Source organism: Caballeronia grimmiae (genome assembly GCF_022879615.1).
In the GTDB taxonomy this organism is placed as follows: Bacteria; Pseudomonadota; Gammaproteobacteria; order Burkholderiales; family Burkholderiaceae; genus Caballeronia; species Caballeronia grimmiae.
The window spans coordinates 560369-584371 of record NZ_CP084273.1; the positions used below are offsets into that span (position 1 = coordinate 560369).

The window sequence follows — 24003 nt, forward strand, 5'->3', positions numbered from 1 at the left end:
AAGTCTCCTCCAGAGCAGTATTCGGCGGCAGCAATGCGTTCAGCGTAGCGCTGACGCTTCCTTGTTTGATTAGTCTTTGTACCTTGGCGCTGCGCAAATGATGTCCGAGGCACGATCCGTTTGATACGCCGGCAATGCAATTAGCCGATTTGCATTCGGCATTCATCATGCAGCACGAGGCATGCAGCATGCAATCTAATGTGTCGGCTGTTTTCCGTGCATTCGCACGATCGGCCGAGGCTCCGCGTCACGCCCTTGCAACCGCCACGCGCGCAGCGTATCGAGGGCGACCGAGTTGCGCACATAGCGATGCCACACGAACGCGAGATCGAAAATCAGGATCGCAAGCCACCACGCGTACAGGAACAGAAGACCCCCGAGCACCACGGGCCATAGCGCCTTGTCTTCGAGATCGCCCCAGAGCCGCACGCCGACGATGAGCACCGTCATCAGCGTTCCCATGCCGACGATCACCCGCCGTCCCCAGCGCGGCTTTCGCGGTGCGAACCAGCCCGAAAGCGCAACGACGATGCCTGCCGCGACGAACACGAGCTTGCCGACGATTGAATCTTGCATGCGATCGTGCACGACGTTCGCGAACGGCCCCGCAAGAAACTCGGCCACATCCGGCAGCAGCACCACCCAGAAAAGAAGCGCACCAGCGCCGAATGCCGCCAGCGCAACGACGCGCCATCGCAGCCATGCATCGGTGCGCATCGCACCGCGTGCCTTGACGAGGCGAGGAATGCGCGCAGCGACGGTCGTGCCCATCAGGAGGCACGCGAGCGCGAAGACCGAGCGCGTGAGATGGATGAACGCAGGCGCGCCGCTCGAACTATCGGCGTCGGATGACGCGGTCACGGCTTTGTACACAAAAAACACGGCTGCAAGATGCAACGCAAAGCTCAGGAGATAGGGGATCGACGTACTCACGATGCCCCGCGCACGGCGGCTTATCGGAGGGCGCGCGGTCGGTTTGCCGAGCATGACGTCCTCGATGAAGTGGTTGAAAACGCCGGCATCGGTCCAGTAGTCAGTGTGCGCTTTGCCGGGCAGCCAGTAGCGGGCGAATCCATAGTCGTGCTTGTCTTCGAACTCGAAGGCTTTGCAGCCTGCTGCGCTTAGATAAGCTCGCGTGGTGTCGAGGGCAAAGCCGACGGGATCGCCAAAGTCATAGTAGTTGCGCCATTTGATACGCGCATCGAGCCGCAACGGATCGCCAGTCCGGTCGGGCAGCATGATCCCGCCGTCTGTTTCGCGCGTGGTGAGCGCCATGTTTCTCCATAGGTCAGGCCACAACAACACGTGCTTGTCGATGGGCGAGCCTATGGTCATGAAGCCCCGCAAGCACTTCACCCAATCGGTGCTGATCGCCTGTTTCTTGTCCTTGGGGTCTTGTATAGAAGACTGCGAGAGTGCATGCAAAATGCCGAGGAAGCTGATGACGGTGCCCTCGCTATGGGCGATGAGGTACACCTCGGGCGCGCAGTTGCAGCGCGTCGTGACGAGGTCGACCAGGCGTTTCATCACGCGATGGAAGCGATAGACGATCGTGTCGCGATGCTGCTTGAAATCCGCCACGAGTTGAACGTCGCCGACATAGTCGCGCAGGACGGGTGCGAGATCGAACTTGAAGACGCCGGTCTTTTCCGTCACCGCGAGCAGGCTCTGCATGACCGCGACGGTCTCGACGACCTCCTCGACGACGCCCGCCGCAAGCGAAAAGTCGGCGGGTTCGAGCTTTCGCTCCCTCACGTTCAGCATGTAGGCGGCCTGCGCGCGGCTCACGATGGACAGGCCCCACGCTTTGCTTTCTTCTAGCGTGTCGTCCTGCTTGACCACTTCGCGCGGTATGTCGGCCCAATAGACTTCGGCAAAGCCGAGCGCCGAATAGAAGGCGCGTTGCTCGGCGGTGTAAGGGCCGCCCTGTGGCAGGTCGAGTTGACGCACATCGACTTCGCCGACGCCCGCGATATCGAAATAGCCGAGCGGCATGACCGGCAACGGCGGATCGTAACGCGCGCCGAACTGGCTGGCGACCGAGCGTACGGTGTCGCTATGCAACTGATTGCCGATACCGTGTATCGCGACGACGATTTTCTGCACGCGCGGCGCAATCGGTACACTGGATGCACTCGCGGTGTCCAATGCTGATGCAGTGCGTTCACCGCGTCCACTCGCCGTATCCTGTGATGCAGCGTCCATGTGCGACTCCCCGCCGGTGATCCTGCAATGCGTCTTTCGGTGCGAGCTGCCGCTGCCGTTGCCCCGGTGCCGCAGAGCAGTCCTGCACGATTGAGATTAGGCTATTTTGCGACCGCTCGGCATGCTGAATGCAATCGACCGCATGCAAGATTCAACCGCCTCGCGCAAGCCCTGCATCCAGCGCGACGCCGTTCCAAAGGTGCATCGCCGCATAAGCGCGCCACGGACGCCAGCGTTCGACGTACGCGCGTTGCTGCGCTGGCTTCAGCAGCGATGGCTCGCGTCGCGCGATCGCCTGCATCAGAACGAGATCGGCATCGGGCCAGGCGTCGGGATCGCGCAGGGCGCGCGTCGCAACATAGCCGACAGTCCACGGACCGATGCCGGGCATTGCGAGCAACTCGCGCTTCAAATGCTCACGGTCCGCGCCTGGTGTGTCGATCGGCAGCGCACCTGTCGCGACCGCGTGCGCGAAACGCTGCACGGTCTCGACGCGCTTGCCCGGCATGCCGATATGGGCGAGGTCCGCATCGGCAAGTTCGCGTGGAGTAGGAAACCGCCACGCCGTGCCTTCGTGCGGATGGCCGTCGATGCGCCGGCCCGCGCGCTGGACGATGCGGCCCATGATCGTCGATGTACCCTTCACGCTGACTTGCTGGCCGACAATGGTTCGCACCACTAGCTCGAATCCGGACCACGCGCCCGGTACACGCAGCCCCGGAGTCGCCTCGACGAGCGGCCCGAGCAGCGGATCGTGCGAAAGGCAGCGCGCGATTTCGTGCGGATCGACGTGTACGTCGAACAGGCGCGAAAGCGGGACGACGAGTTCATCGGCGTGGCAGTGCACATCGCCCTGTACGGTCGCGATCAGGCAATGCGTGCGTGCATGCGGCCGCACTTCGACGATGCCGACATCGCCGCGCCATTCGATCGCGCGACGGTAAACGCCTCCTTCCACCGATTCAACGCCTGCCGACGCTCTCCCGCCGAGAAATGCGATCAGCCGTGCCCAGTCGAAAGGGCGCTTGTACGGTAGTTCGATGGTCGCGGCGGAGGGTAACTGCGTCGAATGCATCTTGTATGCGGAATGATGAATGCCATGACGAGGGCGCTCATTTACGGCTAAGTTTTCACGTCGACAATGGCTTCATCGAAACGGAGGCCAACATGAACGCCATCACTATCAGTATCGTCGCAATCGTCATCACGGCTGCGCTGGGCGTGATCTCTCCGATCGGACGCCACGTTGAACATAAGAGCGTCGCGGGCAGCGACTATCACGCGGCATGGGTCGCCCGTGTTTAGTTGCAGCTCTCCGCAGCATGCTCGAGCGTGCTGCCGACTGTCCGTTCGGACAAATCATTCTCGCACGCAGCGAACTACGCTTGCTTTGCCCCACGCCCGGCCGGTGAGGCAGGCTTCACCGTCGTTAGCGTGCGCTCGGCGAGCACCGCATCCCGCTTGCCGAGTAGGTGCCGACGCAGGATCGCAGCCATGCGCGGTCCGTCGCGCGTCTCCAGCGCCGCGATCATCTCTTCGTGTTCGCGTATCGCGCTGTCCCACTTCGGCGTCTGGAAATTGGAGCGGAAGCGTAGCGCCTGCAAGCGTCGGTTGATCGACACATACGTTTGCCTGAGAGCGGTATTGCGCGCCGCCTCATTGATCTTGTCGTGAATCGCGCGATTGCGTGCGTAATACCCAGACAGGTCATTTTGCATGCGACAGACAATCATCGCTTCGTGCAGCGACTTGATCTCCGCGATCTCGGCGGGCGTGATGCGCTCGCATGCCAGTTCACCCGAGAATGCCTCCAGGCCGCTCATCAGCTCGAACATCTCGCGGATCTCGAGGTCGCTCATCTGCGACACCGACGCGCCCCTGTTCGGCGCGATGTCGATGAGACCTTCGGCAGCCAGCACCTTGAGCGCTTCCCGCAGCGGCGTGCGCGAGATGCCGAGCGTTTCGCACAGCTTGCGCTCGTTGAGTTTGACGCCGGGCGCGAGCATTCCTTCAACGATGAAGTTGCGCAGATTGTCCACAACCGTGTCGTGCAAACGGAGCCGTTCCAGCTTCGGCAGGAGCGCGGGCGACAAGCGCGCTTCCGGGACGTCAGGATTTTGCATTCAATACCTCGAAATTCGTTTCGGCAATTTTAGCGCACCGAAAGCGGAAAAAACCGCCAGCGGGTTATCCCTAGGCCATTCGGCCTAATAAAACCTTTGCCTGACTCACCCACTGCGCTAAAGTATTTTGCATGCAAAATTCAATTGAAAAGGTTTGCCACCATGCTGAAGCTCGATTTCCATCCCGCTGGCCGACACTTCCTGCAGATTCCCGGACCCAGCCCGGTGCCCGACCGGATTCTGCGGGCAATGAGCTATCCGACGATCGACCATCGTGGACCGGAATTCGGCGTGCTCGGCTTGAAGGTGCTGGAGGGGATCAAGAAGATCTTCAAGACGACGCAGCCGGTCGTCATCTATCCCGCGTCCGGCACGGGTGCGTGGGAAGCGGCGCTTTCAAACACGCTCAGCCCCGGCGATACCGTGCTCATGTACGAGACCGGCCACTTCGCGACGCTGTGGAAAAAGATGGCCGAGAACCTCGGCCTCAAGCCCGAGTTCCTTGGCTTGCCGGGCATCGATGGATGGCGTCGCGGCGTGCAGCCAGACATGATCGAAAAGCGTCTTCGCGACGACGCACAGCACCTGATCAAAGCCGTCTGCGTCGTGCATAACGAGACCTCGACCGGCGTGACGTCGGACATCGCCGCAGTGCGCCGCGCGATCGATGCGGCCGGCCACCCCGCGCTGTTGCTGGTCGACACGATCTCGGGTCTCGCGTCTGCAGACTACCGCCATGACGAATGGGGCGTCGACGTGACCGTCTCAGGCTCGCAAAAGGGCCTCATGCTGCCGCCGGGTATCAGCTTCAATGCGGTTTCGCAAAAGGCGATCGAGGCCTCCAGGCACGCGAAACTGCCACGCGCGTTTTGGGACTGGAAAGAGATCATCGAGATGAACAAGCAGGGCTACTGGCCCTATACGCCGAACACGAATCTGCTGTACGGCCTCGCCGAAGCGCTCGACATGATCCTCGGCGAAGGACTCGACAATGTGTTCGCACGGCATAACCGGCTCGCCGCCGCGTGCCGATCGGCGGTGACCGCGTGGGGTCTCGAGATCCAGTGCGCGGATCCGGAGGTGTGCTCGCCCGTACTGACCGGCGTGATGACGCCCGAAGGCGTCGATGCCGACGCGGTGCGCAAGCTCATCTACGAGCATTTCGACATGTCGCTCGGCACGGGGCTCGGCAAGGCGAAAGGGCGCATGTTCCGCATCGGTCATTTGGGTGACTGCAACGATCTCACGCTGATGGCCGCGCTCACCGGCTGTGAGATGGGGCTGAAACTGGCGGGAATCCCGCTGCAAGAGAGCGGCGTCGCGGCCGCCATGGACTATTTGACGGAACACGTCGCCAAGCCCGAACTGAAGGTCGCGGCATGAGCGCCGCGTTCGACGTAGCCGCGCTTGCGCGTCTGTTCGCCGAGGCACGCGGGCATCGGGCGAAGCTGGATGATCTGCCCGAAACCGCACGCCCCACGAGCGTGGACGACGCTTTCGCCGTGCAGGAAGCGACGCTCCGCGCGCTGGGCGCCGACAGCAACGATAGTAAGGCGATCGGCGGCTGGAAGGTCGGCGCGAAGTCCGCCGAGGGCCCCATCCAGGGCGCGTTGCTTCCTGCAAGCGGCGTGCATCGCTCGGGCGCCCGACTTTCGATGCAGGGCTTCGGCAAGGCGGGGCTCGAACTCGAAGTGGCCTTCACCTTCGACCGCAGCTTTGCAGCGAGCAGCGGGCCCTACAGCGATGCGGACATTTTGAATGCAATCGATCGCGTGCATGCGGCGATCGAAGTGGTCGCGAGCCGCTTCGCCGCGTGGCCCGACATAGACAAGCTGTGGCAGCTTGCGGACTTGCAGAATCACGGCGCGCTCGTCGTCGGTGACGGCGTGCCGTACGACGAAGCGTTCCCGTTCGTGTCGCCGTCGATGTCATTCACGTACGACGATGCATCGCTCTTTCAGGGTGTGCCCGCAAATCCGGCTGGCGATCCGCGCCGTCTGCTCGCGTGGACGATCAACCATGCGGTCTCGCGCGGACTGACGGTAGAGCAGGGCACGGTGATCACGGCAGGTTCGTATACCGGCATCGCGTTTCCGGCTAAGCCGGGCACTGCGACCGGAGCAATCGAAGGCCTACCGCCTGTCGAATTGCATTTCGAATAAGGCATGCCGCATAAGGCATTCAAAAGACCATCCGGCACTCACCGGCAGCGACGATGCTCAATTCCACGACCGACCGTCTGGTCAAGCCGATTCATCTCGTGCCCGCGTCGGCGCGCGCACGGCCCGACGCAACGCCGACGCCCTTGCAGGCGCGTCTTCAACGAGAGCTTAAGGGCGACGTGCTGTTCGATCGAGCATCGCGCGGACGTTATGCGACCGATGCATCGATCTATCAGATCATGCCGATTGGTGTCGTCGTGCCGAAAGATCAGGACGACTTGCGACGCGCACTGGATATCGCGCGCGATAGCAACGCGAGCGTGCTTGCTCGCGGAGCGGGCACCAGTCAATGCGGGCAGACCGTCGGCGAAGCGCTCGTGATCGACACGACGAAGTGGCTCAACAACATTGTCCACTTCGACAAGGAAGCGCGCACCGTCACAGTCGAGCCGGGCGTGGTGCTGGATCACCTGAATGCCTGGCTCAAACCGCACGGCCTCTGGTTTCCGGTGGATGTATCGACGAGCGCGCAATGCACGATCGGCGGCATGGCAGGCAACAATTCGTGCGGCTCCCGTTCAATGGAATACGGGATCATGGTGCATAACGTGGACGCTATCGACGCCATACTCGCCGATGGTCACGAAGCGCGCTTCGGCACGCTTTCGACGATGCAGAGCGATGCTCGCACGCGCGTTCTCATCGATGGCGTGCGCGATATCGCCATGCGTGAGCGCGATGAGATGCGCGAACGCATTCCAAAAGTCTTGAGGCGCGTGGCAGGCTATAACCTCGACCTCTTCGACTGCCAGAGTCCGCTGCCCTTCAGTGCGGATGAAGCTAACCTCGCGAACCTCCTGGTCGGTTCAGAAGGAACGCTCGCGTTCAGCCGTCAGTTGACGTTGAAGCTCGCGCCGCTGCCCGCGCATAAAACGCTTGGCGTCGTGAACTTTCCGAGCTTCTTCGATGCGATGGACATGACGCAGCACATCGTGAAGCTCGGTCCCGTTGCGGTCGAACTCGTCGATCGCACGATGATCGAACTGGCAATGTCGAATCCCGCGTTTCGTCCTGTCATCGAAAAAGCGCTGGTCGGCAAGCCGGAAGCAGTGCTGCTGGTGGAATTCGCGGGCGCGGACCATGGCACGCAGATGAGCAAGCTCGCACAACTCGTCGAGTTGATGAGCGATCTCGGCTTGCCCGGGTCAGTCGTGCAGATGCCCGATGCCGGGCCGCAAAAAGCCCTGTGGGAAGTACGCAAGGCTGGCCTCAACATCATGATGAGCATGAAGGGCGATGGCAAGCCAGTGTCCTTCATCGAAGATTGCGCGGTCCCGCTTGAGCATCTCGCGCAGTACACGAACCGTCTCACGGAAGTCTTCAGGAAGCACGGCACCGAAGGAACCTGGTATGCCCATGCGAGCGTCGGAACGCTGCATGTACGGCCGATTCTCGATATGCGCCGCGATGGCGCAATCAAGATGCGCGCGATCGCGGAAGAAGCGGCGGCGCTCGTACGCGAATACAAGGGCGCCTATTCAGGCGAACACGGCGACGGCCTATGCCGTGGCGAATGGGTCGCATGGCAGTACGGGCCGCGCATCAATGAAGCGTTCGGCGATATCAAGCGGCTCTTCGATCCCGACAACCGCATGAGCCCGGATCGCATCGTTGCGCCGCCGAAAATGGACGATGCCGCAAACTTTCGTTTTCCGCCGACGTATCGCGAGCGCGCATTCGAACCGCGACTCGACTGGTCTCTATGGAACGTGACGCGTAATCCGCTGACCGGCGAAGAGGGCGCGGCGCACTCAGGCGGCGACCTTACGCACGGGCTCGCGAAAGCCGTGGAGATGTGCAACAACAATGGCCACTGCCGCAAGTTCGACGCGGGCACGATGTGCCCGAGCTATCGCATCACCAAAGACGAGCAACATGTCACGCGAGGCCGCGCGAATACCCTGCGGCTCGCGCTGTCCGGTCAACTCGGTGACGACGGCGACGCACTCGCAAGTCAGGAAGTCAAAGACGTGCTGGATCTCTGCGTTTCGTGCAAGGGATGCAAGCGCGATTGTCCGACCGGCGTCGATATGGCGCGCATGAAAATCGAAGCGCGTGCAGCATGGACCGCGCGTCATGGATTGCGCTTGCGAGAAAGACTGATTGCGTTCTTGCCACGTTATGCGCCGTATGCGAGTCGCATGCCCGCGCTGAGCGGTGCGTTCGAATCGCGCATGCCCCGCGCAGCGCACTGGCTGAAGACAACACTCGGGCTTGCGCCGCAGCGTGCTTTCCCGGTCTTCAAAAAGCCCTTCCTCGGCGATGCGCGCAACAAGCGCACCACGTCCGCCGACAAGGAAGTGCTCTTGTTCGTCGATACCTTCAACAACTACATGGAGCCGGAAAACGCGCACGCAGCAAAGCGAGTGCTCGAAGCTGCGGGCTATGTGGTTCATCTCAACGAGAAGGCAGGCGAGCGTCCTTTATGTTGCGGCCGCACCTTCCTTTCCTCAGGCCTCGTCGACGAAGCCAAAGCCGAAGCGCGCCGTGCGCTCGATGCATTGCTGCCCTTCGTCGAGCGGGGCGTGTCGATCGTCGGACTCGAGCCATCGTGCCTGCTTTCGTTGCGCGATGAGTTCCTCGGCTACGGATACGGCGATGCGGCTCGTAAGCTATCCGAAGCATCGTTTCTATTCGAAGAGTTCCTGGTCCGAGAGCGAGCGGCCGGACGCCTGAAGCTTGAACTCGAACCGATCGACAAGCAAAAGGCGTTTCTGCACGGCCATTGTCACCAGAAAGCATTCGATGCGGTACGGCCCGTAGAGACGGTATTGAACTGGATTCCCGGCCTCGATGTGCAGACGATCGAGTCCTCGTGTTGCGGAATGGCGGGCAGCTTCGGTTATGAGGCGGAGCACTATCCGGCATCGCAAGCGATGGCCGAACTGTCGCTGTTGCCGGCCGTGCGAAAGGCAAGGGATGCAGGCGATGCCTTGATCGTCGCGGACGGCACGAGCTGCCGGCATCAAATTGCGGACGGCGCGCGGACTGAAGCATGGCATGTGGCGCGAGTGCTCGAACGCGCGCTGTCAAGAACTCACTCGAGCCTGAGGTGAATAAAGCAGGTTTTTATCGAAACCATAACAGCGGACATGCAGATGATCCGAGACAGGAGACGACGCCATGACATCACATCGCAAACCTCGCACCCGCCGCTTGCATAGACGCAGACCGTAGCAGTGAACGCGGGTACTACGCCCTCATTCGACGCACCCAACGATGTTCCGTATGCCGTAATCACGGCGCATTGCTGCGCCGGGGATACGCACGCGATCTCAAGGAGACGATGATGTTCCGTCGAGCCACTACGCGCGTTCTATTGCTGTTATGCGCGATGTATTTCATCACCTATATCGACCGCGTCAATGTCAGCACCGCCGCGAGTCAGTTCGGCGCCGAACTCGGCCTGTCGCACACGCAAATCGGCTTTGTGTTTTCTGCATTCGCCTATCCGTATCTGATTTTCCAGATCATCGGCGGATGGGTCGGCGATCGTTTTGGCCCGCGTCGGACGCTCACGCTGTGCGCCATCATCTGGGCGGGTGCAACGGTGCTCACCGGCATGGCAGGCGGCTTCGTGTCGCTGATCGTCGCGCGAGTGCTGCTCGGGCTCGGCGAAGGCGCGACGTTCCCGACGGCGACGCGCGCCATGTCCAACTGGATGCCGGCCGATCAGCGCGGCTTCGCGCAAGGTATTACGCATGCAGCATCGCGCATCGGCAATGCAGTGGCGCCGCCATTGATCGTGTGGCTGATGGTGGCTACGAGCTGGCGCGGTGCATTCATTATCACCGGTATCATCAGCTTCGCGTGGGCCATCGCATGGGTCTTCTATTTCCGCGATAACCCGCGCGATCATCCGCGCATCACCGAGAGCGAATGCGAGACCCTTGCCGACTACTCGGGCGTCAAGCAACGCAAACCCGTGCCGTGGCGCCTTCTGCTTGGCCGCATGGCCCCGGTCACGGCTGTGTACTTCTGCTATGGCTGGGTGCTGTGGCTTTTTCTCGGCTGGATTCCGCAGTACTTCCTGCACAACTATCACATGCCGCTCGGCAAGTCCGCGCTGTTTGCGTCAGGCGTGTTTTTCGCGGGTGTGCTGGGTGATTATCTCGGTGGTTCGGTGACCGATCGCATCCTGCGCAAGAGCGGCAACGTGCGTCTTGCGCGCAATGTAATGGTCGGCGTGTGCATGCTGCTTACCCTGCTGTCGCTCGCCCCGATCTTGCTGGTGTCCAACATATCGATGACGTTCGTCGCCATCTGCCTCTCGGCTGGGTTCTTCTTCAACGAAATGACTATCGGGCCGATGTGGTCGGTGCCCATGGACATCGCACCGAAGCATGCGGGCACGGCATCCGGCATTTTGAATTCAGGATCGGCGCTCGCCGCGATCATCAGCCCGGTCATTGGCGGGTGGATCATCGACCGCACAGGCAACTGGAATCTGCCGTTCACCGTATCGATGATCGTCATGGCGGCCGGCATCATTCTTTCGTTCACGATGCGGCCGGACCGTTCGCTGGAAGCCGAAGAAGAGAAGACTCAGGCCGCGCACGCGGGCAAGCTGGTGTGAGGCGCGAGGTGGCCGCGCGGCGACAGAATTGCATGTTGTGTGCCGAATGCAACATGCAACATGCAACATGCACCGACGACGTTTGCGGCTGCTTTTCATCACACCGTGACAGCGACTTACCGGGAATATCGATATGGCAGGCATGGAACAAACAGCTGCATCGACGGAACAGGGTGGAGGGCCGCTCGCGGGCATGCGCGTGATCGAGCTGGCGCACATTATGTCGGGACCGATCTGCGGGATGATGCTCGCGGACATGGGCGCCGATGTCATCAAGGTCGAAAAGATACCGAACGGCGACGATTGCCGGCGCTTTGCGCCGATTCTTCCGAGCGGAGAGTCTGCGTCGTTCCTTATCGTGAACCGGAACAAGCGCGGCATCGCGCTGAATCTGAAAATGGAAGGCGGCAAGGAGGTGCTGAGAACGATGCTCGCGACGGCGGATGTCGTCACGGAGAATTATCGTCGCGGCACGATGGAGAAACTCGGCATGGGCTACGAAGCGCTGAGGGAGGTCAACCCTGGCCTCATCTATTGCGCGATTTCCGGTTACGGGCGCACCGGGCCGATGGCCGACAAGGGCGGTTTCGATCTCATCGCGCAAGGCCTGAGCGGACTGATGAGCATGACAGGCGAGCCCGGCCAGGCGCCGATCAAGGCGGGATCGCCGGTGACGGACATCAACGCGGGCATTCTCGCGGCGCTCGGCATCAGCGCGGCCTATGCGAGAAAGATGACGACGGGTTTAGGGCAGATGGTCGACACGTCGCTCTTCGAAGCGGGACTGCAACAGATGTACTGGGCATTCGCAAACTATTTCGCGGACGGCACGGTGCTGCCGAAGGCAGGCTCCGCGAACCCGACGAGCGCGCCCTATCAGGCATTTCGCACGCGGGACGGCTGGGTAAACATCGGCGCCGCGAATCAGAGCAACTACGAGCGGCTCGTGGGTGTGCTCGACATTCCAGGCCTTGCGGAAGACGAACGCTTTCAGACCAACGCTGGCCGTTTGAGGCATCGCGAGACGTTGGTGGAGATTCTGACCGTGAGGCTGGTCGAGCGCGATACCGCCGACTGGCTTGCAGCGTTCGATGCAATCGGCTTGCCCAGCGGCGCCGTGCTCAGCGTGCCGGAGGCTTCGTCGCATGAACAGGCCATTGCGCGCGGGATGATCGTCGAGACGGAACATCCGCTTGCGGGTTCTATGCGCGGTATCGGGTTGCCTATTCACTTCTCCGATGGGTGCACGAGGCCATCGCGTTCGGCGCCGACGCTCGGACAGCATACGGCGGAAGTGCTGCACGAATACGGCTTCGACGATGCGCGCATACGGTCGCTGAAGAACGAGGGCGCGATTCTGGAGGTCGATGCGCTGGCGTGATGGCTGGGCGTTTGCATCTTGCATGCACCATGCACCATGCAGCATGCAGCACGCAGCATGCAGAGTGCAAACGCCGGACGGTAAGATGACGGACCGCCTGCCTACTCGTCGAAGCTAACCATGAAGCTCGTGCCCCCTCCCGCTTGCCGTGTCGGCGATGCGCTCTCGACTGTCGCTTCGCCGTCGCTGTTGATCGATCTCGATGCGTTCGAAGCCAATCTCGCGACGATGGCGGCATTTGTCGCGCGCAGCGGCGTCGCGCTTAGACCGCATGCGAAGGCACACAAGTCTGTTTCCATTGCTCAGCGTCAGATTGAGGCGGGGGCGGTCGGCGTGTGTTGTCAGAAGGTATCGGAGGCTTATCCGTTTGCGGCTGCCGGTATCGAGAGCATCTATATCAGCAATGAATTCATCGGCGCGGACAAGCTCGCAATGGCGGTCGAACTCGCAGCGCACGTGCGCCTCTCCGTTTGCGTCGATGCCTTGCCGCAAGTCAACGCGCTCGGCGATGCCGCCGCTCGCGCAGGCGTGAAAATCGATGTGCTCGCCGAAGTCGATGCCGGTCAGCATCGTTGCGGCGTGACGAACGAGGACGCGCTGCTGTCGCTTGTCGATGCGATCGCCGACCAGCCGGCGCTGCGCTTTGCGGGCATCCAGGCTTATCACGGCGGCGCACAGCACATTGCCGACTGGAAGGCGCGCAAAACCGAGGCAGGTCACGCGGCCGATCGTGCCGCGAACTTCGTGCGCGCACTTGAAGCACGCGGCATCCAAAGCGCAATCGTGACGGGCGGCGGCACCGGCACCGTCGAGTTCGATGCCGCGAGCGGCGTCTATACGGAAGTCCAGCCGGGATCGTATGTCTTCATGGATGGCGATTACGGTTCGCTCGCATGGAAGGGCAACCTGCGCTGGCGTCATAGCCTTTTCGTGTTGTCGACGATCATGAGCGCGACGCGGCCCGGAATGGCCGTCTTCGATGTCGGACTGAAAGGGCTTGCGGTGGATTCGGGCCTTCCCCGCAGCGTGCGTTGGCTGGATGGCAGCGACGACCCGGCGCTCACGTACGCCGCCGCGAATGACGAACACGGCATGCTGCATGCAAAAGACGGCCAACAGCACGATACAGCGGCGCTACTCGCCAAACGCATCCTGCTGCCACCGGGTCATTGCGATCCGACCGTCAATCTTTACGACGAGTACGTGTGCTATCGCGGCGACGAAGTGGTCGACTTCTGGGCAATCGACGCCCGCGGTTTGTCCCGATAGCCGTTCTGCTCCGCGTTGCGCGGGTGGAGGGCCAGCAGGATGGCAGACGCCTTCATTGTGGACCTCGTTCGAATGCAAAATGCCAAAACACACGGCATGCACCACGCCATCCGTATCTCTACACCGTGCGGCCAGCGAGAAATTCTTCGTGAATGGCCTGGTTTCGTCCGGCGCGTTTCGCCCGGTAAAGCGCGGCGTCCGCACTGTTGAGCAGCTTGAGCGCGTCGCTGCCCTGGCGAGGCATCGTCGTCGCGGCCCCGATGCTGATGGTGAGGAACCCTCTCGGTGAACCGCTGTTCGGAATGGCAAGCGATTCGACTTTCCGTCGCAGTCGATCGGCGAACAATACCGCGCTCGCCGCCGTTGCGTCGGGCAGTACGATCACGAATTCCTCGCCGCCATAACGCGCGACGATATCGCCGGGGCGCTTCACTGCATGCTGAATACAATCGGCCACGGTGACGAGTGCGTCGTCGCCCATTGCGTGGCCGTATGTGTCGTTATAGAGCTTGAAATGATCGACGTCGACGAAGAGGGCCGATAGCGGCTGATCGTTGCGGCGCGCGCGGCGCCACTCCTCGCCCAGACGGCGATCCAGCGCGCGACGATTGCTCAGGCCGGTTAATGAGTCGGTACCGGCGAGCCTCTGTAATTTCTCTAGCGCGATGGCGCGTGATCGCAGCGAAATCGCCAGCAGCCACGAGATGGCGATGAAGCCGCCGCCGAACATCAGCGTAAGGCCGCCGATGATTGCGCTTCGATGCCGCCAGCCTTCAAGCACATCATCCTCGGCGGGCGCGACGGCAGCGATGAGATTGGTGCTCGGCACCCGCACGAAGGTATAGAGACGGCGGACACCATCGAGCGGGGACGTGGAAATGTACGAGCCCGAAGGCAGATCCTTCATCGCGACGAAGGTTGGCGAAACCGAAACGTTTCGCGCTGCCTTCCCCGTGCCATCGTTTTGCAGGGGAGGCTTGCGTGCAAGCATTACGCCGTCGCGCTGCACAATGAATACCGACCCCGCGCGCCCGACGTTCACGCGCGATAGCAAAGCATCGAAGTAGCTCGTGTTCAGCGCAATGACCGCGACGCCAGCGAACGAGCCGTCGGGCGCGTTGAGGCGCCGGCTCAATGCGAGAGACGGCTTGCCGCCGCGCAAACGAGATTCGTAAGGCCCCGAAATATACAGCCCGACATTCGCGTCTTGCGCGTGGGCCTGGAAATAGCCGCGATCGCTGAATGAGAGGTCCGTGCGGTTGGATGGGTCGCGCGCATCGGTGATTTGCCCCAGCGCATTCATGACGAACGCGCCGCCGATATAGCTCGCGGCCGTCGCGCCGTCGAACAGCACGAGCGGGCGCAGTGCCGGCGACATCTTCGCGACTTGGGGATTCTCCATGCTGCTCACGATGGTGCGTAACGACAGATCGCTCCATTCCACATTGCGTGCAATATCCGCACTGAGCGTCGCGACGACATTCTCGGACGCCTCATGCGCATTCTGCAGCGCCTGCGCGCGCCCCTGCCAGAGCGCGGCAAACGAAAGCACGCCCATCGACAGGGCCATTGCCGTGCCGATAATCCCGGCCAGCAACGGGAAGCGCGAGAACACGTCAGCGACGCGCAGCCACGCGTTGTTGTTACGCCGGAACAAGCGCAGTCCGACGACGCGGCCGGTCTTGCGTACGGCTTTCAAACTACGGGGCATTCGTCTCTCCAAGACGCGGGCTTGTCGTTCGTCGACCTACGGCGCGACCTCGTTGCGTAACGAAAACACCATGAAACAGGGGCTTTTCGTGTCGGTCGAGCGCGCGGCCGGCGTCGTCATTCCACCTCGAGGGGATCAGTTGCATCTATTTGACGAGACGAAGGCGCCTTGTGACGATCGTCCCTTTGTTCCTGTCGATGAGCCACACCGCGTCGATACGCCCGTGCAATGTCGATGTCCTCCGCGTGATGTCGGTGGGCTCTTCATCAGTGGGATCGCTGTGCTCCGAGCGATCGGATAAATAAGGCGGTTCCAGCGAACAGACCAGCATGATCGCGAAGTCGCCGTTGCCACGCGACGGATCGAAGTCGGGAAGCAATGCGGTGCCACGCACGCTCGTTTTACCGCGGTCGTCCGTTTGCAGCTGAATCGTGTCGATAGTCTGAATGAAGCCCTTCGCCTTGGCTTCCGGCGCAATAACGAGTTTCCGGCCGCTCTGGCCTTCCACCTTGCGCTTGAGCAGAATTACGTCGGGTTGCTCGGGTGCCGCAAGCGACACGTTGACGGACAACAGTTTCTTTTTGGATTGAAAACGCACGCCGTACGACGCCGGTATTACGAATGCAAAAGTCCGCTGAGCCTTGGACTGGTCATCGCTCGAAGGCACCGAAGCGCTCGACGTGCGATGAAACGGACGCGCCAAAAACCCGCGCACGCGGCCCGCGATGGTCGGGTTCGTCGCAGATTTCTTGTTTGGCGATGTCGCGGCGGCCAAGGCGTCCCTTACCTGCTCTGGATCGTCGCCTGCGAATTGCCGCGGCAGAGCCGTTGACGACAGAATGCTTTCCCCGGACGTGCTCGCTGCGGTCGCCGTAGCTGCTGTCGGCGTCGGCGCTGCGCAGCGGGCGTCCTGCGCGTGGACTGCCGCAGAGAGGCACAACGCCGCGCCGAAGGCCCACACCGCAGCATCTCGACTTTGATTCCAAGAAAACACGAAACTACCCCTGGCACACGTTGCCGAGCCGCTGAAAGGGGCTATCTTAAAATAAAGCTGAGCATTTCGTCGCGCGATGCTGTCGGAAAGCGCGACGAGTGCCGGGCCGACGTCGATCTGCGGCCGCTGAGATTTCGCCTCGAAAGCTTGTGCCGACGTCGTTGTCGGGAGGCTAAAGATGCTCGGGCGGTAAGCGGCGCTTTTCATGAAGTTCTGTCCGCTTCCTGTTCACCCGCAAGGACCCTGTCAGACGCGTCCACGTAATGGAGAACACCTAGCCGTTTTGTAGAAATGGTCGGTCGAAGGTGTACAACGCCGTTCAGTGAACGAACGTCTCAAAGGCCGCTTGAGAGTTGACGAGTCACGCCGTGTTCTATCTGCGTGCCTCGTCGCACCGGCAGTCGCAGTTGAAGAAGATGCGAATTCTTGGGTTCCCGGCACGGCCGCCCATTCTTCGGATTCGTTGTTTTACAACGCCGCTGCGTGCGAAGCCCGTACTCAATTCAACTACAAGCGGGCCTCATTTAAGCAAGATCGGCGAATGCGAACATCGATACGTCGAAACGCCGGCTGCTGACAATGAACGCACGAGCGCCACGACAGCCGGTAGTCGCCCGACATGCGCCCTTCGCGCGGACGCATTCGGTAAACTGAAATGGGACGCCCGCTCGCGCCCCATCACAACTCACACGCAAGCGGAGCGCATGACAACATGCACGCATGAAATCATGACCTGGCCGTAACCCCATGCTCCCTTTCACTCTTCGCCTTACGACTCAACATCAAGGTGATGACAGCAGACATCGCAAGCGTTGCCCCGACGACATACAGACCCGCCGCGTATCCGCCGGTCACGTTCTTGAGCCAGCCGATCGCAAACGGTCCGACAAAGCCGCCCAGATTGCCGATCGAATTGATCATCGCGATGCCCGCGGCAGCACCGGCGCCGGAGAGAAACATGCTCGGCATCGCCCAAAGCGGGGCCTTGGCCGCACTGATCCCAACGTTCACCACGACGAGCGCAAGGACCACGAACAGGGCCGTCGCCGCCTGACCCGCGAACACGAAGCCAACACATGCCAGCGCGCACGGAATCACCACGTGCCACGTACGTTCCTGCGTGCGGTCTGAATGGCGGGCCCACAAGATCATCGCGACGACTGCGATCACGCTCGGAATACCGTTGATGAGACCGGTCTCCATTGCCGTGAACCCGTACTGGCGAATGATGAGCGGCGCCCATAGCCCGAGCGTGTAAAGCCCCGCCGATGTGCCGAAGTAGATCAGAGCCAGCGCCAGGACACGAGGATCGCGCAACGCGTTCCACGCGCCCGCCGTATGACCTGCATGCGCCTGCTTGGCGTCCGCCTCGGCCTTGAGCTTCGCGATGAGCCACTCCCGCTCGTCGGTCGACAGCCAATGAGCTTTCGCGGGGGTATCGGTGAGAAACCTTAGGACGACGAAGCCAAGTACGATCGCGGGAATCGCCTCGATGATGTATAGCAATTGCCAGTCTGCAAGCCCGAACATCGGCGGCATCTGCATGATCGCGCCGGAGAGCGGCGAGCCGATGGCTGTCGAGATCGGCGCGGCGGCCATGAACCATGCGGCAGCCACCGCACGCTGTTTCGCCGGGAACCACAAACTCAGATAGAGGATGACGCCTGGAAAGAAGCCCGCTTCGGCAACGCCAAGTAGGAAGCGCAAAACGTAGAAACTGTTCGGCCCCGTGACGAACGCTGACGCCACTGACACGATGCCCCACGTGACCATCACGCGTGCGATCCAGATGCGCGCGCCGACTTTATGCAGAATCAGGTTCGACGGCACCTCGAAAAGAAAATAGCCGATGAAGAACAGCCCGCCGCCCAAACCGAACGCGGTGGGTGACAGGCCGATGGCCTTGTTCATCGTCATTGCCGCAAAACCGACGTTGACGCGATCGAGAAAGCTGATGAAGTAAAGCAGCATCACGAACGGAATGATGCGCCACGCGAGCTTGCGGGACACGCGAGCTTCGATACCGGCATCGCCGGCGGCTTGATTGGCGGGTTGCATGTGTCTCCTCCTTGGGAGGCGAGCGGTGCTCTTTGAATGCTGGCGATGGAAAGACGCGATGCGTGCGTCCCCCTTGCCCGCGATGTGCGATGCACCGCGGGCAAAGAACCGAAACGGAAATCCTACGGACGACGAATGAATCAGGCGACAGCGGCTTCCGTGCGTTCAACCAATGCGCAGACGGCGGCCGTCACCTGTGCGGTGGTCGCCTTGCCGCCGAGGTCGCCGGTGTGCAGCGATTCATCGGCGGTCACGGCCTCGACTGCGGCCATCACGCGCTTGGCAGCCTCGAATTCACCGAGATGCTCGAGCAGCATCACGACCGACCAGAACGTGCCGATCGGATTGGCGAGGCCCTTGCCCATGATGTCGAATGCGGAGCCGTGGATAGGCTCGAACATGGACGGATAGCGGCGCTCCGGATCGATGTTGCCCGTCGGCGCGATGCCGAGGCTGCCGGCGAGCGCGGCGGCCAGATCGCTCAGGATGTCCGCGTGGAGATTGGTGGCGACGATGGTGTCGAGCGTCGCCGGACGGTTGACCATGCGCGCGGTGGCGGCATCGACGAGTTCCTTGTCCCACTTCACGTCCGGAAACTCCTTCGAGATCTCGAGCGCCACTTCGTCCCACATGACCATCGCGTGACGCTGTGCATTGCTCTTCGTGATCACGGTCAGCAGCTTGCGCGGACGCGACTGCGCGAGTTTGAATGCAAAACGCATAATGCGTTCGACGCCGGCGCGCGTGAGGATCGACACGTCCGTCGCGGCTTCGATCGGATGACCCTGATGCACGCGGCCGCCGATGCCCGAATATTCGCCTTCCGAGTTTTCGCGGACGATCACCCAGTTCAGGTCGTCGGGCGTGCAGCGCTTCAGCGGCGCGTCGATGCCCGGCAGGATGCGCGTGGGACGCACGTTCGCGTACTGGTCGAATCCCTGGCAGATTTTCAGGCGCAGGCCCCACAGCGTGATGTGGTCGGGCACGTCGGGGTCGCCTGCCGAGCCGAACAGAATTGCATCCTTGTTGCGCAGGGCGGCGAGGCCGTCTGCGGGCATCATCACGCCGTGCTGGCGATAGTAGTCCGCGCCCCAGTCGAAGTTTTCAAACTGGCATTCAAAATTTTGCGTGCAACGAGCGAGCGCTTCGAGCACTTGCTGGCCAGCCGGGACGACTTCCTTGCCGATGCCGTCTCCGGGAATCGTTGCGATGCGATAGGTCTTCATGTCTCCGTTCCTCTATGGTTTGAATGTCACGTCAGCGTGAAACCACTCTACCTAACTCTGGCCGACGGAACCGGTGCTAGACTCAAAGCATCTTTAACTTCATTTCACAAGTGATTCGTGGCCGAAACTGTCCAGCCGACCGATCTCAGCTTCTTTTCGACCCTCGCCGCTTCGGGCAGCCTGAGCGCCGCGGCGCGCGAACTCGGCCTGACGGCGGCGGCCGTCAGCAAGCGTCTCACGCAGATGGAGGCTCGCGCGGGTGTGCCGCTCGTCAACCGGACGACGCGGCGAATGATGTTGACGCCCGAAGGCGAGCTGTATCTGGAACACGCGCGCCGCATCCTCGATCAGATCGACGAGCTCGCTGAACTGCTCGGCAGCGCCAGAAAGAGCCCGAAGGGTTTGCTGCGCGTGAATGCGACGCTCGGCTTCGGGCGCAGTCACGTCGCGCCGGCCATTTCGCGCTTCGTCGCCCGCCATCCGCAGGTGTCCGTCCAGCTTCAGCTATCCGTTGCGCCGCCGCCGCTTACCGACGACAGTTTTGACGTTTGCATTCGATTCGGCGAGCCGCCGGACACGCGCGTGATCGCTCGCCGGCTCGCGGCGAACCGGCGGCTGCTCTGTGCGTCGCCGGCGTATATCGCGGCGCACGGCATGCCCGGGACGCCGCACGATCTCGCGCGCCACAACTGCATCGGCATTCGTCAGGGCGATGAAGCCTACGGCGTGTGGCGGCTGACGACCGGGCGCGGCGCATCGCGCAAGACGGAAGCCGTGCGCATCAAAGGCAATCTCACGACCAATGACGGAGAGATTGCGGTGAAGTGGGCGCTGGAAGGGCACGGCATCCTGATGCGCGCCGAATGGGATATCGAAGACTATCTTGCCGATGGCCGGCTCGTCGCTGTGCTTCCGGAGCACGAGACGCCGAACGCCGACATCTACGCCGTGTATTCAAAACGCCATCAGATGTCCGCGCGCATTCGGGCGTTCGTCGACTTCATCGCGCTCGATCTGAAACAGGCGCGCAGCGTTTGACGACTCGCGCAAGGAAGCCGAAAGCGGAGCCAAGCGCGGCGCTATACTGAGCAACCCTCAACGCAACAATCGCCGGAAAGCTGTCAAAAACAGCGAAAACGGCTCCGTAAGTCCGAATAAATTGGCTGAACACGACCTCGAAAAACTTAGAATCGACCGCGGACCTGCGGCCGCCCCGGTCATGCCGCGGCGCAGGCGCAACTGGATTCGTTATGCGGCTATTGCGGCCATCATTGCCGTGTTGATCGGCGTTGGCGTCAAGCTCGCCGGGCCGCAGACCGTGGAGACCGTCACTGTCACGTCCGTGTATCCATCGCAGAGTTATACGCTTTTGAATGCAACCGGCTACGTCGTGCCGCAGCGCAAGGCGGCCGTGGCATCGAAGGCGCAGGGACGCGTGGAATGGCTGGGCGTGCTCGAAGGGACAGTCGTCAAGGAAGGCCAGATCATCGCGCGGCTGGAAAGCGCGGACGTGGCGGCGTCGCTTGCGCAGGCACAGGCGCAAGTCAAGGTTGCGCAGGCCAATCTCGAATTGCAGCGCGCCGAACTGGAGAACGCTACTGCCAATCTCAAGCGCTCGCAGGTGCTTGCACCGCACGGTGCGATGTCCGCGTCGCAATTCGATGCTGACCGCGCACGCTATGACAAGGCCAGGGCGTCGATCAATAGCGAACAAGCCGCGATTCTTTCTGCGCAAGCCAATGCGCGGGCCGCGCAAGTGGCCGTCGATCAGACCGTGATTCGTGCGCCCTTCGATGGCGTCGTGCTCGAAAAGCACGCGAACGTCGGCGACAACATCACACCGTTCTCGTCCGCATCGGATAGCAAGGGCGCTGTCGTCACCATCGCCGATATGAAGACGCTCGAAGTCGAAGCGGACGTCGCTGAATCGAATATCGCGCGTATCAAAGTCGATCAGCCATGCGAGGTTCAACTCGATGCGTTGCCCGACACGCGCTTTGCAGGCCGCGTGTCGCGCATCGTGCCGACAGTCGATCGTTCGAAGGCCACCGTTCTCGTGAAAGTGCGTTTTGTCGAGCGCGATGAACGCGTGTTGCCTGACATGAGCGCGAAGATCGCGTTCCTCTCGAAGCCTGTGCCGCCCGAGGACAAGAAAGCGGTCGTGGCGGTGCAGCCAACGGCTGTCGTCACACGTGGCGGCAAGCAGGTCGTTTATATCGTCGATCAAGACAAGGCACGCGAAGTGCCCGTGACGGCGGGCGAGCGCGTCGGTGATCTGTTGGCCGTGTCCGGTGTGAAGCCAGGCGACACGCTCGTGCTCGCGCCCGGCGACAAGCTCGAAAACGGCGCGAGCATTACCGTGACGAAGAAATAGCGTGAGCACCGCGCCCCTCGTTCAGATCAGCCACGTCGCGAAGTCTTATCGGCGCGGCGTGCAGACGGTGCCGGTACTGACCGACATCACACTGTCCATTGCGGAAGGCGATTTCGTTGCGTTGATGGGACCGTCCGGTTCCGGCAAGAGTACGCTGCTCAATCTCATTGCGGGCATCGACCGGCCCGATAGCGGCGAGTTGCTGGTCGGCGGCCTTGATATCACGCGCTTGCCAGAAGCCGCGCTCGCGGACTGGCGCGCATCGCATGTCGGTTTCATTTTTCAGTTCTATAACCTGATGCCCGTGTTGACCGCGTTCGAGAATGTCGAGCTTCCGTTGATGCTCACGCGGCTCTCGCGCGCCGAGCGTCGCGAGCGCGTTGCGATGGTGCTCGACATGGTCAACATGAGCGAACGGACGAGTCACTATCCATCGGAGCTGTCGGGCGGACAACAGCAGCGCGTGGCGATTGCGCGTGCGTTGATTAGCGATCCAAAGCTTATTGTCGCCGACGAGCCGACTGGCGACCTCGATCGCACATCCGCTGGCGAAGTGCTCACAATGTTGCAGCGCCTGAACGAACGCCTCGGCAAGACCATCATCATGGTCACGCACGACGCACATGCTGCCAATGCCGCAAAAGCCCTCGTGCATCTCGAGAAAGGCGAACTGATCGATGGCAAGGCGCGCTAGGCCATGTACGTTCTCAAGCTGATTCTGCGCAACGCGCCACGTCACAAGCTGCGCACCGCATTGACGGTGCTGGGACTCACCATCGCCGTGCTCGCTTATGGCTTGCTGCATACGGTTGTCGACGCTTGGTATGCGGGCGCGGCGGCGGCTTCGAATGCCCGGCTCGTGACGCGCAATGCCATTTCGCTCGTTTTCCCTTTGCCGCTAGCTTATGAGAACCGCATACGCGGCGTCGATGGCGTCACGATGGTCGCGCGCTCGAACTGGTTTGGAGGCGTCTATCGCGACCCCAAGAATTTCTTCGCGCAATTCGCGGTGTCGGACAATTACCTCGATCTTTATCCGGAGTTCATTATTTCGCCGCAAGCCCGTACGGATTATCAGCGTGATCGAAAGGGCTGTCTCATCGGACGACAACTCGCAACGCAATACGGCTTCAAGGTCGGCGACGTCATTCCGCTGAAGGGGACGATCTATCCGGGTACGTGGGACTTCGTCGTGCGCGGCATCATGGAAGGACGTGACGAATCCACCATTACGCGGCAGTTGGTGTTCCACTGGGAATACCTGAACGAGACCATTCGCAAGACGACGAAGCGCAGTGTGGATCAGGTCGGGGTGTATGTCGTCGGCATCGACAATCCGGATCACGCTGCGATTGTTTCACGCAATATCGACAGCGTCTTCAAGAACTCACTCGCGGAGACCTTGACGGAGACGGAACAGGCATTCCAGTTGGGCTTCGTTGCGATGTCGAATCAGATCATCGCGGCGATACGGGTGGTGTCATACGTGGTGATCCTGATCATCATGGCCGTGATGGCCAATGCCATGGCGATGAGCGCGCGCGAGCGAACCGTCGAGTATGCAACGCTCAAGGCGCTCGGCTTTGGCCCGGCGTTTCTCTCGATGCTCGTGTTCGGCGAATCCCTTGCTATTTGCGCCATTGGCGGCGGCATAGGGATGTTACTCACTCCGCCCGCTGCCGTGGTCTTTCAGCACGCAACGGGCGGCGTGTTTCCGGTATTCAAGGTATCGCACGAGACCATGCTCTTGCAGGCTGTCTGCGCGTTCGCCGTTGCCCTTGCGGCGGCGGTCGTGCCGGCGGTTCAGGCAAGCCGTGTGCGTATCGTCGAAGGCTTGCGCGCCATCGGCTAGGAACATACGACG

At 61.6% G+C, this 24003-nt stretch carries 18 protein-coding genes; 11 read left to right on the forward strand and 7 right to left on the reverse strand.

Annotated features, from left to right (window positions below; genetic code table 11):
• Positions 1-195 precede the first annotated feature (195 nt).
• Both LDZ21_RS21860 and LDZ21_RS21865 read right to left on the reverse strand, forming a co-directional pair.
• Positions 196-2205: an MFS transporter gene (locus LDZ21_RS21860; protein ID WP_244796024.1), complete on the reverse strand. Its 2010-nt coding sequence runs from the start codon at positions 2203-2205 to the stop codon at positions 196-198.
• Between the two features lie 151 nt (positions 2206-2356).
• Positions 2357-3280: a DNA-3-methyladenine glycosylase family protein gene (locus LDZ21_RS21865; protein WP_244796025.1), complete on the reverse strand. Its 924-nt coding sequence runs from the start codon at positions 3278-3280 to the stop codon at positions 2357-2359.
• Positions 3281-3372: 92 nt separating this feature from the next.
• Between LDZ21_RS21865 and LDZ21_RS21870 the strand changes: the two genes are divergently transcribed.
• Complete coding sequence (locus LDZ21_RS21870) at positions 3373-3510, forward strand: hypothetical protein (protein ID WP_244796027.1); 138 nt, start codon at positions 3373-3375, stop codon at positions 3508-3510.
• 74 nt (positions 3511-3584) lie between these two features.
• On the opposite strand, the gene LDZ21_RS21875 is transcribed toward LDZ21_RS21870, so the two are convergent.
• The gene (locus LDZ21_RS21875; protein ID WP_244796029.1) at positions 3585-4328 is read right to left on the reverse strand and encodes a GntR family transcriptional regulator; all 744 of its coding nucleotides are present in this window, start codon (positions 4326-4328) and stop codon (positions 3585-3587) included.
• Between the two features lie 162 nt (positions 4329-4490).
• Here LDZ21_RS21875 and LDZ21_RS21880 point away from each other — a divergent pair, with 162 nt between their 5' ends.
• The 6 genes from LDZ21_RS21880 to LDZ21_RS21905 all read left to right on the forward strand — a co-directional run bounded on the left by LDZ21_RS21880 (position 4491) and on the right by LDZ21_RS21905 (position 13776).
• Complete coding sequence (locus LDZ21_RS21880) at positions 4491-5711, forward strand: pyridoxal-phosphate-dependent aminotransferase family protein (RefSeq protein ID WP_244796031.1); 1221 nt, start codon at positions 4491-4493, stop codon at positions 5709-5711.
• Positions 5708-6490 carry a 2-keto-4-pentenoate hydratase gene (locus LDZ21_RS21885; RefSeq protein WP_244796032.1) on the forward strand — a complete coding sequence of 261 codons (783 nt, stop codon included), beginning with the start codon at positions 5708-5710 and terminating at the stop codon, positions 6488-6490. Before LDZ21_RS21880 ends, LDZ21_RS21885 begins: the two co-directional genes overlap by 4 nt.
• A gap of 53 nt (positions 6491-6543) precedes the next feature.
• The gene (locus LDZ21_RS21890) at positions 6544-9606 is read left to right on the forward strand and encodes an FAD-binding and (Fe-S)-binding domain-containing protein (protein ID WP_244796034.1); all 3063 of its coding nucleotides are present in this window, start codon (positions 6544-6546) and stop codon (positions 9604-9606) included.
• 230 nt (positions 9607-9836) lie between these two features.
• Positions 9837-11126, forward strand: a complete 1290-nt coding sequence (locus LDZ21_RS21895) for an MFS transporter (protein ID WP_244796035.1) — start codon at positions 9837-9839, stop codon at positions 11124-11126.
• Between the two features lie 142 nt (positions 11127-11268).
• Entirely contained in the window at positions 11269-12507 is a 1239-nt protein-coding gene (locus tag LDZ21_RS21900) for a CaiB/BaiF CoA transferase family protein (protein ID WP_244796036.1), read from the forward strand.
• A gap of 120 nt (positions 12508-12627) precedes the next feature.
• On the forward strand, positions 12628-13776 hold the full coding sequence (locus LDZ21_RS21905) for a DSD1 family PLP-dependent enzyme (protein ID WP_244796037.1): 1149 nt from the start codon (positions 12628-12630) through the stop codon (positions 13774-13776).
• A gap of 118 nt (positions 13777-13894) precedes the next feature.
• Here the strand turns inward: LDZ21_RS21905 and LDZ21_RS21910 are convergent, their stop codons facing one another.
• From LDZ21_RS21910 to LDZ21_RS21925, 4 genes are all read right to left on the reverse strand, one after another.
• Positions 13895-15487, reverse strand: coding sequence for a sensor domain-containing diguanylate cyclase (locus LDZ21_RS21910; RefSeq protein WP_244796038.1), 1593 nt, complete (start codon positions 15485-15487; stop codon positions 13895-13897).
• A 145-nt stretch (positions 15488-15632) separates the two neighbouring features.
• On the reverse strand, positions 15633-16688 hold the full coding sequence (locus LDZ21_RS21915) for a hypothetical protein (RefSeq protein WP_244796039.1): 1056 nt from the start codon (positions 16686-16688) through the stop codon (positions 15633-15635).
• Positions 16689-17207: 519 nt separating this feature from the next.
• A complete protein-coding gene (locus LDZ21_RS21920; RefSeq protein WP_244796040.1) occupies positions 17208-18539 on the reverse strand; it encodes an MFS transporter in 1332 nt (443 codons plus the stop codon).
• A gap of 140 nt (positions 18540-18679) precedes the next feature.
• Complete coding sequence (locus LDZ21_RS21925) at positions 18680-19765, reverse strand: tartrate dehydrogenase (protein WP_244796041.1); 1086 nt, start codon at positions 19763-19765, stop codon at positions 18680-18682.
• A gap of 117 nt (positions 19766-19882) precedes the next feature.
• Here LDZ21_RS21925 and LDZ21_RS21930 point away from each other — a divergent pair, with 117 nt between their 5' ends.
• The 4 genes from LDZ21_RS21930 to LDZ21_RS21945 all read left to right on the forward strand — a co-directional run bounded on the left by LDZ21_RS21930 (position 19883) and on the right by LDZ21_RS21945 (position 23991).
• Entirely contained in the window at positions 19883-20803 is a 921-nt protein-coding gene (locus LDZ21_RS21930) for a LysR family transcriptional regulator (protein WP_244796042.1), read from the forward strand.
• Between the two features lie 181 nt (positions 20804-20984).
• Positions 20985-22139: an efflux RND transporter periplasmic adaptor subunit gene (locus LDZ21_RS21935; protein ID WP_244796043.1), complete on the forward strand. Its 1155-nt coding sequence runs from the start codon at positions 20985-20987 to the stop codon at positions 22137-22139.
• Position 22140: 1 nt separating this feature from the next.
• Positions 22141-22833 (forward strand): ABC transporter ATP-binding protein, encoded by a 693-nt coding sequence (locus LDZ21_RS21940; protein WP_244796044.1) that lies wholly within the window; start codon positions 22141-22143, stop codon positions 22831-22833.
• A gap of 3 nt (positions 22834-22836) precedes the next feature.
• Complete coding sequence (locus LDZ21_RS21945) at positions 22837-23991, forward strand: ABC transporter permease (protein ID WP_244796045.1); 1155 nt, start codon at positions 22837-22839, stop codon at positions 23989-23991.
• Positions 23992-24003: the final 12 nt, after the last annotated feature.